General features: G+C 44.8%; 12 protein-coding genes. 7 read left to right on the top strand and 5 right to left on the bottom strand.

The features are described from left to right. The first annotated feature begins 1 nt into the window (after position 1). The 4 genes from J7I42_RS14680 (at position 2) to J7I42_RS14665 (ending at position 2,703) form a co-directional block, all read left to right on the top strand. Positions 2-220 (top strand): CcmD family protein, encoded by a 219-nt coding sequence (locus J7I42_RS14680; protein ID WP_209139577.1) that lies wholly within the window; start codon positions 2-4, stop codon positions 218-220. A gap of 156 nt (positions 221-376) precedes the next feature. After that, positions 377-1,786: a Glu/Leu/Phe/Val family dehydrogenase gene (locus J7I42_RS14675; protein ID WP_209139576.1), complete on the top strand. Its 1,410-nt coding sequence runs from the start codon at positions 377-379 to the stop codon at positions 1,784-1,786. A gap of 134 nt (positions 1,787-1,920) precedes the next feature. Then, on the top strand, positions 1,921-2,475 hold the full coding sequence (locus J7I42_RS14670) for a DUF6934 family protein (RefSeq protein ID WP_209139575.1): 555 nt from the start codon (positions 1,921-1,923) through the stop codon (positions 2,473-2,475). A 42-nt stretch (positions 2,476-2,517) separates the two neighbouring features. After that, positions 2,518-2,703, top strand: a complete 186-nt coding sequence (locus J7I42_RS14665) for a hypothetical protein (protein WP_209139574.1) — start codon at positions 2,518-2,520, stop codon at positions 2,701-2,703. A 75-nt stretch (positions 2,704-2,778) separates the two neighbouring features. On the opposite strand, the gene J7I42_RS14660 is transcribed toward J7I42_RS14665, so the two are convergent. Together J7I42_RS14660 and J7I42_RS14655 are read right to left on the bottom strand one after the other, a co-directional pair. Next, positions 2,779-5,073 carry a DUF2339 domain-containing protein gene (locus J7I42_RS14660; RefSeq protein WP_209139573.1) on the bottom strand — a complete coding sequence of 765 codons (2,295 nt, stop codon included), beginning with the start codon at positions 5,071-5,073 and terminating at the stop codon, positions 2,779-2,781. 52 nt (positions 5,074-5,125) lie between these two features. Further along, positions 5,126-5,566 carry a type I restriction enzyme HsdR N-terminal domain-containing protein gene (locus J7I42_RS14655; RefSeq protein WP_209139572.1) on the bottom strand — a complete coding sequence of 147 codons (441 nt, stop codon included), beginning with the start codon at positions 5,564-5,566 and terminating at the stop codon, positions 5,126-5,128. Positions 5,567-5,644: 78 nt separating this feature from the next. Between J7I42_RS14655 and J7I42_RS14650 the strand changes: the two genes are divergently transcribed. Beyond that, positions 5,645-6,415 carry an AMP nucleosidase gene (locus tag J7I42_RS14650; protein WP_209139571.1) on the top strand — a complete coding sequence of 257 codons (771 nt, stop codon included), beginning with the start codon at positions 5,645-5,647 and terminating at the stop codon, positions 6,413-6,415. A 128-nt stretch (positions 6,416-6,543) separates the two neighbouring features. On the opposite strand, the gene J7I42_RS14645 is transcribed toward J7I42_RS14650, so the two are convergent. Then, positions 6,544-8,277: a M14 family metallopeptidase gene (locus J7I42_RS14645; protein WP_209139570.1), complete on the bottom strand. Its 1,734-nt coding sequence runs from the start codon at positions 8,275-8,277 to the stop codon at positions 6,544-6,546. Positions 8,278-8,769: 492 nt separating this feature from the next. Continuing rightward, entirely contained in the window at positions 8,770-9,027 is a 258-nt protein-coding gene (gene rpsT, locus J7I42_RS14640) for a 30S ribosomal protein S20 (RefSeq protein ID WP_209139569.1), read from the bottom strand. Between the two features lie 311 nt (positions 9,028-9,338). Between rpsT and J7I42_RS14635 the strand changes: the two genes are divergently transcribed. After that, positions 9,339-12,089 (top strand): 2-oxoglutarate dehydrogenase E1 component, encoded by a 2,751-nt coding sequence (locus J7I42_RS14635; protein WP_209139568.1) that lies wholly within the window; start codon positions 9,339-9,341, stop codon positions 12,087-12,089. A gap of 57 nt (positions 12,090-12,146) precedes the next feature. Continuing rightward, positions 12,147-13,394, top strand: coding sequence for a 2-oxoglutarate dehydrogenase complex dihydrolipoyllysine-residue succinyltransferase (gene odhB, locus J7I42_RS14630; protein ID WP_209139567.1), 1,248 nt, complete (start codon positions 12,147-12,149; stop codon positions 13,392-13,394). Positions 13,395-13,758: 364 nt separating this feature from the next. On the opposite strand, the gene J7I42_RS14625 is transcribed toward odhB, so the two are convergent. Continuing rightward, complete coding sequence (locus J7I42_RS14625) at positions 13,759-14,385, bottom strand: response regulator transcription factor (protein WP_209139566.1); 627 nt, start codon at positions 14,383-14,385, stop codon at positions 13,759-13,761. Between the last annotated feature and the right edge of the window lie 6 nt (positions 14,386-14,391).

Below are 14,391 nucleotides of genomic sequence, written 5' to 3'. Positions count from 1 at the left end.
TATGAAGCAACTAATTGTAACCCTGATCGTTTTATTTGTCCAATTAATGGCCCGTGCCCAGGACTCTGCCACTCATGTAGCGCAAACGCCAACTGGTTTGGGCGCAGGAAACAAGATCTATGTTGTGCTGGCTGTTGCCGTAACTATTCTTGTGGGGTTGTTCCTGTATGTGATCCGGCTCGATAGAAAGATCTCAAAGCTCGAAAAACAAAGTTCTTAAAAAAGGGAATGGTGAAAGGTCAATGGTGAATAGGCCTCGCCAGCCCTTCCGGTCTCTTAACTATTAAAATAATTAACGAAATAGTCGGTAGCAACCAACCTACTGGCTACAAGCTTGCTATATACTGCTCAAAACATAAACAAAAACAGCTTAGTCATGTCAGATTACAGTTTTTTTGGCGCGGTGGAGAAGAGTTTCGATAAAGCCGCGCAATTCACCACCTGGGATCCAGGCATTCTGGAACAGATCAAACAATGCAATGCCGTATACCGCATGCATTTTCCAGTAAAAATTGGCGATAAGATCGAAGTTATTAAAGCTTATCGCGTTCAACACTCCCATCACAAATTTCCCTGTAAGGGCGGTATTCGTTTTGCCCTTTCAGTGAACCTCGATGAGGTGATGGCCCTTGCCGCTCTTATGACCTATAAATGCGCCATCGTGAACGTACCGTTTGCAGGTGCCAAAGGCGGTATCACCATCGATCCTAAAAAGTATACCCCGTACGAACTGGAAAAGATCACCCGGCGGTATACCTCAGAACTGATCAAAAAGAACTTTATAGGCCCCGGCATTGACGTACCCGCCCCCGACTACGGTACCGGCGAACGTGAAATGGCGTGGATCGTTGATACCTATACCAGCATGCGCCCTGGCGAAATTGATGGCCTTGGTTGCGTAACTGGTAAACCTGTTACCCAGGGTGGCGTTCGCGGCCGTCGCGAAGCAACCGGTCTGGGTGTATTCTATGGTTTGCGTGAAGTACTCTCCATGAAAGAAGTAATGGATAAACTGGGATTACCAGTGGGTGTTGAAGGCAAACGCGTAGTAGTACAGGGATTGGGTAATGTGGGTTACCATACTGCCAAATTCTTCCAGGAACACGGCGCTAAGATCGTTGGTTTAAGCGAGTACGAAGGTGCTATTTATAACCTCGATGGCCTGGATGTAGATAAGGTTGTTGAACACCGTAAAGCCAAAGGTTCTATCCTGAACTTCCCCGGCAGTACCAACTTTGCTAAAAATACCGATGCACTGGAAATGGAATGCGACATTCTGATCCCTGCTGCACTGGAAGCTGTGGTTAATGGTAAAAATGCACCCAATGTAAAAGCCAAGATCATTGGTGAAGCGGCAAACGGACCACTTACACCTGAAGCCGATGAGATCTTTGCAAAAAGAGGCATCCTGGTAGTACCTGATATGTACCTCAACGCCGGCGGTGTAACCGTATCATACTTTGAATGGTTGAAGAACCTTAGCCATGTGCGTTATGGCCGTATGGAAAAACGCTTTACTGAAAACCTGAACACCCATATACTTGGTCAAATTGAAGAGCTGACCGGTAAAAAGGTAAATGGTTCAGAAAAAGAATTGATCATGCACGGTCCTGATGAGGTTGACCTGGTGCGCAGTGGTTTGGAAGAAACTATGATCACCGCTACCCGCGAGATCATGGAAGTATGGAAAGCCAATCCGCAAATCCCCGATATGCGTACAGCTGCCTACGTGGTAGCCATCAATAAAGTAGGTACCAGCTATAATGAGCTGGGTATCTTCCCATAGTTAAGGCCAAAACTTATATACGAAGCCTCCATTCGGTTTACCGGGTGGAGGCTTTTTTATTATGATTATCAGTTCAACATGTATTAATATATTCGCCATTCGTACCATTTTAATCTAACCTAATTGCTTGTACAATGGCATTGAATATTAAGATCGATCTTGACGATAGTTATACGAGGAGATCTTTATACCAGGATTCGTTATTAACGACATTTGATACTACATTAAAGAATGGGGATGTTGTTCCAATTGCAGTTAAAATAAGCGATGTGTCACATCCGTTGTTACCTAACGTTTATAACCTTGGTTTTGGTCCATTAGGACCAGACAATCGAATCGACGATAAGATAAAGCTGTATCATCAGAACTATTCCAGATTGTTCTCGACTATTATATTATCCGGAATATCTTTCCTGAAAAACAATCCCGATAAATTGCTGGGTATTGACGGGTCCAATAACGCCAGGGCATACCTGTATTACCGATGTATTCTAAATAATAACGACTACCTGCGTCAATACCTTAATATTTATGGCGTGAATTACTACATAAGAATGTTACGCAAATTTAAAGAAGGGGATCTTCCTTTTGATGTAGAAGACATTCTGGCTACCCCCAACGTGGTAAGCAAGGGAACCCAGATAAGACCTGAAAAACTATACAATTATTTCATTTTTAACCTGGTGTAACAAGCATTCATTTTTATTATAATTTTATTTAACTTTAATAGTATGGATGAAAAACTCAAAAAATTAATAGCCGAATTTTGGTCAACTGCCGAAAAAGTCGACGAGAAAGAACTCAAAAAAATAACTTTTACTTCTGGTGGTAGAAGTTCATTGCATGAAGTTATCAATACAAAAGAGAAAGCGGACATATTTATGACGCTTCTGAACTCATTAAGCAAGAAGAAATAATTTAATTGAAACTATATTCAGGAATGCCATCCCGCAAAGCGCGCGATGGCATTCTTGCTTTTTAATACTATTTGTTTATAAGTTTTCTTTCTCCCCATCGCCAAACAATACCTCCTTATATTTATTATACAAAAACGACATCACCAGCAACAACACGCCTAAAGAAATAAACGAGATCGTTTTGGTAATGGTGCTGGAACCGGCCAGGTCATAAAAGAACAGTTTTATTAGCGTTATCATAAACAAGGCAATGGCTGCCAGCCGCAGGTGCTTTTGTTTTTTCCGGATCCCTAGCACGATAAGCATCAGGGCATATATGCCCCACACAATGCTCAAGCCCAACTTGTATTGTTTTCCCGCACCGGTGAAAGCAGTCCAGCAAAGATATTCGGCACTGATAAAAGCCAATGCTACGCCGTATATCATCAACGTCCACGACTTTTTTATTGCCGGCTCCTGCCCAAATTCATGCAGGGTCTGCTGTCCTTTATAAAGTAATAAAGCGGTCACTGCTATTACTATGTACCGGATGTAAAATTCCAGCGCGCCGAAATATCCCCCGCCGTTTTGGTAGTACGCACGGGTGAGGTCATTTAATACTTCCAGCGTATGCATTATCAGCATAACCATCAGTAAAGACGTTCCGGAAAGCAGGAACGCAGCCAGCATTTTATTGCGGCCCCAACGCTGATTGACCATCATCACGGCAATAAAAAATACCATAGCATACAATAACAATACAACAACGGCAAAATCACTGGTTGATAAATAAAGAACCTCGGAGCTTTCCTGCAAGCGATTGAAGAAATGGTCGATCTCTATATAAAAGAGAGAAAAGGTGGTTACCAGAAAAATAGCCGGCAGACAATAATTATAAAACCCAAGAAACAGGCTCGAAGGCCCTAATGTTGTTTGATAGTTTTTACTCCTGTGATAAAAGATGATAGCGCCCTGTGCGGCAGCCACCAGCAGCCCCGTTACAAATACAATATTTACAAAGGGATGTACCTGCGAGCCTGTGTTCGATGTAAATTGGCCGTAATAACTGTAATAGTCCTGCACCAGGCTTAAAAAACTCAGGATCGTTAATCCCACACCCAGTTTTTCATACGAGCCTGCACGCCGCATGCGACCGATCAGGAATACCAGCACCGCTTCGGCCGTCCATAACAGGGTTACCCAGTTGCCATCGAGCTGTACAGGAATTGCAATGGTACAGAATACGATCACCAGCCCCAGCAATAAATAATACAATGACCGGTCGGCCAGTTGTAACCTTCTTATCACCTGGCTTACACTTAAATGTATGGCCGCATTCACCAGGGTAAAAATGCCGGCATAATTAAAAGCAGTATCGGGCGATTCATAATTCAGCAGGCTAAAGCCAAAACCATAAAAGATAAATGCATTGCTTAATAACACAAATACATCGCTCAGTCCGTACTGTTCTTTTTTAATGATCTTATACGCCAGGAAGGTGGCATAAAAGATCAGGAAGAAAATTACCAGGTATGTCCAGGCAATGTACCTGTGCAATTGATAATGAAAGCTGGTAATATACCAGAACCCATAAATGAACCAGGTAAGAATGAAAGCTGAATAAAACAGCGACTTCCAGTATTTACGCAGGGAGACTATAAGAATACCGGCATTAATGATGGCCACATAGCCAAAGAAAACCGCATAGCGTCCCGAATTATCGCTCAATAAAAATGGAATAGCGTATGCACCTATCTGTGCCAGGTGGGCAATAATTACGCGGTTGTACAACAAGGCCGCGTATACAGTGCCCGCTGTAAAAACCAGCATCAGGGCAAAGGCAGCCATTTGCGGCATCAACTGGTAAAAACTGTAGGCAGTATAGGTAATGAAATACAAGACGGCCAGTCCGCCCCCCATCAGCACACTGCTATAGGCTTCGTACTTTTTCTTTAAGCGGATAGCAACGACAACCAGCGCGATACCGGCAAGATATCCGAATAATACCCGCACCAGCGGGTTTACCATCTCATGTTCAATGGCATATTTGGCGCCAATGAAAATACCTATGATGGTAATTAGTATCCCTACCTTACTGGCAACGTTCTTTCCAATAAACTCTTCGAAGGAGGAGGACGAATGGGTAGTTGTTGTTTTAACTGCCTTCTGTTGTGGCAGTGGAGGTGGCGGCGGCGGTGGTGGTACCGTTTTTATTTCCACCTGCTCTACAGACTCCGATACTATTTCGGCAGAAGCATTTGCCGTTCTTTTCAGCGCTTCCAGTTCATCGATCAGTTGTATCAATTGACTACTGACCATAGTTTGCTGGCGCGACAGCTCCTGGACTCGTCGACTGAGGAATTCAATTTTCTCATGGATACTCTTATCCATAAACAGCTTTATTGGTTAAGCTAAAGAAAGCATAAAATCCGTTAAAAGCAACTTAATTCCCATATTCCGGCAAATTCTCAAGCATTTGCAGCTGGTTGTTTTTTCTAATATATGCAAAGCTCGCCGCTCCATTGGTAATTACGAGGTAAGGAACGGGCACGGCTATGTTATACCGCAACACCTGGTGTAAAACGCTATCTTCTAAAGGCACTTCCATAGCCTTGCATTCAACCATTAACCAGGGTTGGTGTTGTGCATTGTAAACGAGTATATCAAACCGCTTTTTCAATTCCCCCAGCCTGATCTCTTTTTCAACAGCAATAAGGGCCGCGGGATATTTTTTTGTCTGTAATAAATATTGCAGAAAATTCTGCCTGACCCATTCTTCCGAAGTCAGCCGGATCCATTGCCGCCGGCATTCATCAAAAATAAATTCTTTCCCTTCTACCCTTTTCATCCGAAAAGGGAACAATGGATATTCAATCCTGATCATATTGTCAAAGCTACTATTTACCATTTCTTATTACTAAAAACCAGCCGGTTTGCTTAAAATAAACGAAATTTAATGATTATGAAAACAAAAGATGAAATAGTAAAGAACTGGCTGCCCCGTTACACCGGAGAAACCCTCGAAAATTTCGGTGAATACATTCTGCTCACCAACTTCAGCAATTACGTAAAGATGTTCGCCGAATGGAACAACGTACCTATTACCGGCCTTGACCGCCCCATGCAATGCGCCACGGCAGAAAACATTACCATCATTAACTTTGGTATGGGTAGCCCCACTGCTGCTACTGTTATGGACCTGTTAACAGCTATTGAACCCAAAGCCGTGCTTTTCCTGGGCAAATGCGGTGGCCTGAAAAAGCGTAACAATATCGGTGATCTGATCTTACCCATTGCGGCCATTCGCGGTGAAGGTACCTCCAACGACTACTTCCCGCCTGAAGTACCTGCGCTGCCGGCATTCGCCCTGCAAAAAGCAGTCTCCACCACCATTCGCGATTACAGCGTTGACTACTGGACTGGTACCGTATACACGACCAACCGCCGGGTATGGGAACACGATGAACACTTTAAGGAATACCTGCAAAAGATAAGGGCCATGGCCATTGATATGGAAACAGCTACCATCTTTTCAGTAGGCTTTTATAACAAGATCCCTACCGGTGCCTTGTTGCTGGTAAGTGATCAGCCGATGGTACCCGAAGGCGTAAAAACCGAAGAAAGCGACAAAAAAGTCACCGCCAATTTTGTTGAACGCCATGTACGCATTGGAATAGATTCATTGAAACAGTTGATCAATGATGGATTAACTGTGAGACACCTTAAGTTTTGAATGGTGAGTTGTCAGTTGTGAGTTGGCTCGCTATGGCTCAAACTTCCCGAACAATAGCGCGAACAGAATCTGTGAGCGCCTGTCAATTGATCAGACTTCCGAACAATCGGGAACCCACTCACCACTCACTACTCACCACTCACTATTCTATACACCGGATATTTCATATGATCCGGTTCATAATAAGGTGAGTTTCGATATACAAAATCAAGCTGCGCGCTGGCACTTTTGGCAAAAGCAGTATCAGTTGACCGGCGTGCTTCCAACTGTTTTCTTATATCTGGATGCTCATTGAGATACTGCGCCGCAATGTCTTCGAAAGCATAAGCGCTGTATCCTTCCTTACGGCCCAAAATGCCATCAAAATAATTCCAGGCAAAATAGGAGTCATCGGCCTGAGGCTCCAGCACTTCTACCAAAAACCGATTGGCGGGCTGATTAAGCGGGATATAAAAATCTCCTTTTCTGAACGATATTGTTTGCTTATGTGCACTTACCGTTACATCGGTATTTAAATGGTGCATCTCGTACGGACGGGGATAGGTTTTGTAATCCTCGATCCGGTATACTTCCACTTCAATACTGGTATCTTTTGCCAGCACCTGCATATTCACTTTATTGATCTTCAGCAAATCGATCACTGTCCACCAGCCCTGAGGAATAATATAGGCAAGTGGTTTATTAATAGCAGTACGGGTTGCGTAATTATTAAAATACCGGATCTGTTTTTCATATGGTTTACTACGGTCGTAATACAACCGTGGCAGTCCCGATACCTCACTGGGTTTATGCCCTGCTTCATACCCTTTGAACTGCACCTGATCGGCCCGGGTAGTATCGAGTTTCCAGCTTACAGGAAAGCTGGTTTGGGTAGCTACACTTTTTTTGGTTTGCTCCCGCAACTGGTGAATGGTGGCACTGTTCGAAGCAGTGAAAGCGATAAACGATTCCATTAATGCTTTGGTAGCTTCCACGCGTTGATTATAGGGTTTCAGCATATGGGTCTCGGGTACAAAGGCAAAAGTGTGCCACAAGGTGGCGTAACCGCTGCTGTAGCGGGGACCATCAAAATAAGCCTCCATCCCCGACTCGGGGGTATTGCCGGCAAAATCCACATAGGGTACCAGGTCGTACCCTTTTCCTTTCATTAGTTTATACAGTCCCGGCTCAAACGCCGTATGCAGGAATTCGCCCATTGGGCCGCCTAACTTATTATGCTGACTGGTAAGCAGGGTCATGATGTGCTGGTAATCGGCCCCGTTGCTTACGTGGTTATCAACGAACACATCGGGGTCGCACAGATGAAAGATGGCCGCAAAAGAGCGGGCTTCTTTGGAATCGCATTTTATGAAGTCGCGGTTAAGGTCGAGGTTTTGTGAATTACCACGGGAGCCAAAATTGGCCGGTCCGTTTTGATCAACGCGGTACCAGGGGCTGCGGTTCAAACACCCCCCAATATTATAAACGGGGATAATAGCCAGCACTACGTTATCGGGCAGTTTTATTTTGTGGGCGGCAATATCGCGCACCAGCAGCATACTGGCGTCAATTCCATCGGGTTCACCGGGGTGAATGCCATTATTCACCAGAATGATGCGTTTGTTCTTCCGGCGCAGGCTGTTCATATCAAAATCACCATCGTTCGACACTACCACGAGGTGCAGGGGAAAACCGGCATCGCTGGGCCCCATGGGTTGCATTTTTATGGTAGAGAACCGGTCGTCCATCATCTTCCACCAGTTAATGATCTCGCTGTAGGTGGGCGTTTCTTTGGCCTGGGTTTGTTCGTATTTGGTGGTAATTGACTGGCTGAAAATAAATGCGGGCAATAAAAGGAGGCAGAGTACCGATAGTATTCTCATAATGTGACTGTTGGGAGCTTAAATATAGGAAAAGTTACCGGTTGAGCTGTATAAGACAGATCCTATCCGGTTGAAATTGCACTGAAGTTCTAGCCTACATCCTACCTGATTCTCTCCAGACATACTAAAACAGGCCATTTCCCCGGTCATAATCCCATCCGAATCCCATCCAAATCCCATCCGAATGCCATAGGCTATGGGATTCGGATGGCATTTGGGTGGCATCCTGGAGAGATCACCAGGCGTAAACAGGCTTGTTTCAATATAGCCGGTAAGTATCTGAAGGGAATGTTTGTATACGTGCAGAGTGTCTAACTAAAAATACGGCAAAATTAAACTTCCGTTCGGGAAGTATGTGCTTTCCTGACCCGGGGGGTGGGCACTATATAAAAACAAAAAAACCTCCCGCGTAAACGGGAGGAAAAAACAAAAAAAATAATATCTTATAAAATACCTGTCAGCCAGATGTCAAATGGCCACAGGACACACCACTTATTTTGCCAGGGTATTGATCTTTTTAGCCAGCTTACTTTTCAGGTTAGCCGCCTTATTCTTATGGATAATACCTCTTTTAGCCAGTTTGTCGATCATAGAAGCTACATCAGGAAACTCTTTAGTAGCTTCGGCGTTTGTCTTCAGTGCCTTCAAATCACGGATGGCATTACGGGTAGTTTTTCCGTAATACTTGTTTCTTTCACGTCTTTTAGCAGCTTGACGTACGTCTTTCTTAGTAGCTTTATGATTTGCCATTTCGTTCTAATTTACTCCCCAAAAATTTAGGGGAGTGCAAAGGTAAGGATTTGAACAAGAAAACGAAAAATAATACAGAAAAAATCTTGCCCGCCTTCTCTAGGTCATGAATAACAGCAAATTAACCATTTCTTTTTCCACCAATTTACCATAGAATGCCCGCCCCTTGCAGGTTTTAGCAGCCTATCCTTTTTTATAGCGCCAAAAATCACAAATTCAGATAATTTGAGTACTATTCCTACCGTTTTTGACCGATATTTGTACCCCGATTTTAAATAACTCAATACACTTTAAGTTTCAATTGCATCCTCATGAAGGATTTTTCGTATATCACCAATTCCCACCCGGCCTTTATTGAAAACCTGTATCAGGATTTCTTACAAGACCCAAACAGTGTTGATCCCGACCTTAAAAAATTTTTTGAAGGATTTGACTTTGCCGTGGGACAAGGCAAAAATGGGACGACTAGCGGAACGGCAGAAACAACCGCAGCTACGGGCGAAAGCTTCGATTGGAAAAAAGAAGTGGGCGCCTACCGCCTTATTCTGGGTTACCGTAATAAAGGCCACCTGATCGCTAAAACCAATCCCATCCGCCAGCGTAAAGACCGTGGCGCCAATCTCGACCTGGGTTTCTATGGTTTTACCGAGGCTGATCTCGATAAAACCCTCAATGCAGGCAATATGATCGGATTGGGTACCACTACCCTGCGCAACATTCTCGCCCACATGCAAAAGACCTATGCCGGGCATGTAGGTATCGAGTTCAAATATATCAGCGATCAGAAGAAAGTTGACTGGCTCACCAATGAAATGGAGCGCAACTTTGCCAAAGCGCTTCCCATCAACAAGAAAAAACGCATCCTGGAAAAACTCAACCAGGGCGTGATCTTCGAAAAGTTCCTCCACACAAAATATATTGGCCAGAAAAGGTTTTCACTGGAAGGTGGTGAAAGCACCATTGCTGCGCTGGACGAGATCATTACCACTGCCGCTAACAACGATGTGCAGGAAGTAGTGATCGGTATGGCCCACCGCGGCCGCCTGAACGTACTGGCCAACATCATGGGTAAAACCTATGAACAGATCTTCAGTGAATTTGAAGGCACCGCAAAGCCTGACCAAACCATGGGCAGCGGCGACGTGAAATACCACATGGGTTATGGCAGTGAGGTGGAAACACCCGATGGTAAAACCATTCACCTGAAGCTGATGCCCAACCCTTCACACCTGGAAACAGTTGACCCCGTTGTGATTGGTTTCGCCCGGGCAAAAGCCGATGTACTGTACAAAAGCGATTTCGACAAAATATTACCCATCCTGATCCATGGCGACGCATCTGTAGCCGGTCAGGGTGTAGTATACGAAGTACTGCAAATGAGCGACCTCGATGGTTACTACACAGGTGGAACTATCCACTTCGTGATCAATAACCAGATCGGTTTCACTACCGATTTCGAAGACGCCCGCAGTTCTGACTACTGTACTTCACTGGCCGCCATGATCCAGGCGCCTGTTTTACACGTAAATGGTGATGATGCAGAAGCAGTAGTTAAATGCGTACAAATTGCTACCCGCTACCGCCAGGAGTTTAACTCCGATGTGTTCATTGATATGGTTTGTTACCGCAAACATGGTCACAACGAAGGCGATGATCCTAAATTCACCCAGCCACAGCTGTATGCACTGATCGAAAAACACGCCAATCCGCGTGAAGTGTATACCAACTTCCTGCTGGAAAACGGTGAATCAGATGCGAAGGACCTGGCCAAGGAAATGGAAAAGAAATTCTGGGCCGACCTGCAGGAGCGCCTCGATGAAATAAAGCAGAAACCACTGCCTTATCATTACCAACAACCTGAACTGGACTGGAAGAACCTGCGGAAAGCCACTGAAGAAGACTTTGTAAAATCACCGGCTACCGCCATTAGTGAAGCCAGTTTCAAAAGCGTATTTGAATCAATAATGAAATGGCCTGCTGATTTTAAACCCCTGAAAAAGGTGGAAAAGATCATTCAGGACAAAGTAAAATTATACAACGAAGAAGGTAAACTGGACTGGGCTACCGGTGAGCTGATGGCTTACGGCACCCTGCTGCTGGAAGGAAAGGATGTACGGATGAGCGGTCAGGATGTTCGCCGCGGCACCTTCTCACACCGCCACGCTGTTTTGCGTGACGAGAATACCGACAAGGCTTATAGCCGCTTAAGCGCCATCCCTGGCGCCAGCGGTCAATTCAGAATATACAATTCTTTATTGAGTGAATATGGTGTACTGGGTTTTGAATATGGGTATGCCATGGCCAACCCCAATTCACTGGTATTATGGGAAGCCCAGTTTGGTGATTTCAGCAACGGCGCCCAGATCCTGATCGACCAGTTCATTTCCGCTGGCGAACAAAAATGGAACCGTATGAACGGTATCACCATGTTGTTGCCTCACGGTTATGAAGGACAGGGCCCTGAGCACAGTAGCGCCCGTATGGAACGTTTCTTACAAATGTGCGCTGAAATGAATATGGTAGTTACCAATATTACCACCGCCGCCAACTTATTCCATGCCCTGCGTCGCCAGTTAACATGGTCGTTCCGCAAACCGCTGATCAACTTCTCACCCAAAGCTAATTTGCGTCACCCGGGCACCTACTCCCCCACACAGGAGTTCCTGACCGGTGGCTTCAAAGAAGTGATCGATGATACTTTTGTAGATGACGCTTCACTCGTTCGCAAAGTATTGTTCTGCAGTGGTAAAGTTTACTTCGACCTTGCAGAACGCCAGCAAAAGGAAAACAAGAAAGACACCGCCATTATACGACTTGAACAGTTGTATCCTTTACCTGTTAAACAACTGGAAGCATTGTATGCTAAATACAATAAAGCTACCTGGTTCTGGGTACAGGAAGAGCCACTGAACATGGGCGCCGCTTCTTTCCTGCAAATGAACCTGAAGAGCATTAATTATGGTGTTATCAGCCGTCAGCCAAGCGCTGCCACTGCCACCGGTTATGCCAAGGTTCACGCACAGGAGCAAACAGAGATCATTGATACCGCATTTTCAATATAACTTTGTTTATCACGATTGCCCATAATTCATCATTGAAGTCAAACAGAAACGTTTTTTATGATAGATATAAAAGTTCCGACAGTTGGAGAGTCCATTAGCGAGGTCACTTTATTAAAATGGGTAAAGAACAGCGGAGATTATGTTGAACGTGATGAAGTGATTGCTGAGCTCGAAAGCGAAAAAGCCACCTTTGAAGTAAATGCCGAGCAGGCAGGCACCCTGCAACAATCAGCCAAGGAAGGTGATACCCTTAAGATTGGCGATATCCTGGCTACTATCGATGAAAAGGCAGCTAAGCCAGAAAAAGCAGCAGGCTCCAACGGAACACCGGCCAAAGAAGCAAAGCCGGCAACAAGCACTAAAACTGAACCTGTAGTACAACAACCTTCTCAGGCCCCTGTTACTGCAGTATCAAACGATATCAAAGCTACACCTGTGGCAGCCGCGATGATCGCCGATAAAAAGGTAGATCCCAAATCTGTTACCCCCAGCGGGTACAGCGGTAAGATCGTTAAAAACGATGTACTGCAAGCCTTATCGAACCCAGGCAAAGTAACTGGCGGCAAACCGCTGTTCAGCCGGGAAGAAAGAAGAGAAAAAATGAGCCAGCTGCGCAAAACCATCAGCCGCCGCCTGGTAGAATCAAAGAACACCACTGCGATGCTCACCACCTTTAACGAGGTTGACATGAGCCGCATCATGGAAATACGCAGCAAATTCAAAGACAAGTTCAAGGAAATACACGGGGTTAACCTTGGTTTCATGAGTTTCTTTGCCAAAGCCTGCGCCATTGCCTTACAGGAATGGCCTGCAGTGGGCGCTTACATCGATGGCGACCAGCTGGTTTACCACGATTATGTTGATATTTCTGTAGCCGTTTCTACACCCCGCGGTTTAACTGTTCCGGTGATCCGCAATGTAGAAAGCCTCAGCATGGCCGACATTGAAAAGAAAGTAGTAGAACTGGCTGGCAAAGCAAGAGACAACAAATTAACCATGGAGGAACTCACAGGTGGAACCTTTACCATCACCAACGGTGGTGTATTTGGTTCTTTAATGAGTACACCTATCATCAACCTGCCACAAAGCGCCATCCTGGGTATGCATAAAATTCAGGAACGCCCTATGGCCATCAACGGACAGGTAGTTATTAAGCCAATGATGTACCTGGCAGTAAGCTACGATCACCGTATTATCGATGGTCGCGAGTCTGTAAGCTTCCTGGTGCGAGTGAAAGAGTTGTTGGAGAATCCTGAACTGTTGTTGTTTGGAAAAGATCCGGTTAAGACCTTGTTGGAGTTGTAAAAAAGGCAACGGACAATGGGCAGCAGCCAATAGGAAATACGACAAAGTCAAACATAGAAATATAAAGCCGGTAACTTCTTTGAGGTTACCGGCTTTTTTTCATGTAAGCAGTTTCTGTTTTATCAGGCTTTTTGATCTATTCTTTTAATTATCCAACTGACAAGTAAAATCAGTGGTATTCCCCAGAAAACAACTAATAACCCGGTAAGTATCCAGTCTTCCCGCATATATGGCCTGAACAGGATATGTCCATGGCTCCCAGATAACCAACATACCAATACTACAAATCCAAGTACTGTTAAAACAATTGAAACCGGCAATTTTCCCATCTGTTATTCTTTTTCGGAAACCAATATACCCCAAATCACACTATTCTCTCACTCAACGCCTTCGCAATTGCTTCCTTGCCACAATTCACATGCAGCTTCTGGTAAATATTTTTCAGGTGCGAACGTACGGTATCAAAGGCCAGGCTCATTTCAGCAGCAATGATCTTGATGCTATAGCCCTTTATAAGCCATTGCAACACCTCTATTTCGCGGGGTGATAAATTATACTTATTGCTTGTTACTTTTACCTGGAACGTGTTTAACACTTTGCGTGCAATAACGGGGCTCATGGGAGCGCCTCCTTCCAGAACTTCCTGTATGGCATCGAACAATTTGGCCGGCGGCGTTTTCTTCAACAGGTAACCATTGGCGCCGGCGCACAAACATTCAAACAATTTCTCATCATCTTCAAATACCGTGTACATGACTACGGATGTTTGCGGGCGTGCTTCCTTGATCATGCGTACGCCTTTTATTCCATTATCACCGGGCATATCAATATCCATCAGTACAACATCCGGCTCATATACCCTGGCTATATTCGCCGCCTCAGTGCACTGATTGTAATCCCCTACCACTTCATACCCGTTCATTTTTAACAGATAGGCCAGCGACTCCCGCAGCCGGTCATTATCTTCAAATAAAACGATCTTAATTCCCATATACAA

Origin of the sequence: Niastella soli (assembly GCF_017742245.1) — a bacterium.
GTDB lineage: Bacteria > Bacteroidota > Bacteroidia > Chitinophagales > Chitinophagaceae > Niastella > Niastella soli.
Note: the sequence above shows the minus strand (reverse complement) of the source record. Positions and strands in the feature narration are given on the sequence as shown.

Coding starts and splice junctions, on each gene's coding strand:
- J7I42_RS14680 (WP_209139577.1), top strand. CDS start 2: ATGAAGCAACTAATTGTAACCCTGATCGTTTTATTTGTCCAATTAATG.
- J7I42_RS14675 (WP_209139576.1), top strand. CDS start 377: ATGTCAGATTACAGTTTTTTTGGCGCGGTGGAGAAGAGTTTCGATAAA.
- J7I42_RS14670 (WP_209139575.1), top strand. CDS start 1,921: ATGGCATTGAATATTAAGATCGATCTTGACGATAGTTATACGAGGAGA.
- J7I42_RS14665 (WP_209139574.1), top strand. CDS start 2,518: ATGGATGAAAAACTCAAAAAATTAATAGCCGAATTTTGGTCAACTGCC.
- J7I42_RS14660 (WP_209139573.1), bottom strand. CDS start 5,073: ATGGATAAGAGTATCCATGAGAAAATTGAATTCCTCAGTCGACGAGTC.
- J7I42_RS14655 (WP_209139572.1), bottom strand. CDS start 5,566: ATGATCAGGATTGAATATCCATTGTTCCCTTTTCGGATGAAAAGGGTA.
- J7I42_RS14650 (WP_209139571.1), top strand. CDS start 5,645: ATGAAAACAAAAGATGAAATAGTAAAGAACTGGCTGCCCCGTTACACC.
- J7I42_RS14645 (WP_209139570.1), bottom strand. CDS start 8,277: ATGAGAATACTATCGGTACTCTGCCTCCTTTTATTGCCCGCATTTATT.
- rpsT (WP_209139569.1), bottom strand. CDS start 9,027: ATGGCAAATCATAAAGCTACTAAGAAAGACGTACGTCAAGCTGCTAAA.
- J7I42_RS14635 (WP_209139568.1), top strand. CDS start 9,339: ATGAAGGATTTTTCGTATATCACCAATTCCCACCCGGCCTTTATTGAA.
- odhB (WP_209139567.1), top strand. CDS start 12,147: ATGATAGATATAAAAGTTCCGACAGTTGGAGAGTCCATTAGCGAGGTC.
- J7I42_RS14625 (WP_209139566.1), bottom strand. CDS start 14,385: ATGGGAATTAAGATCGTTTTATTTGAAGATAATGACCGGCTGCGGGAG.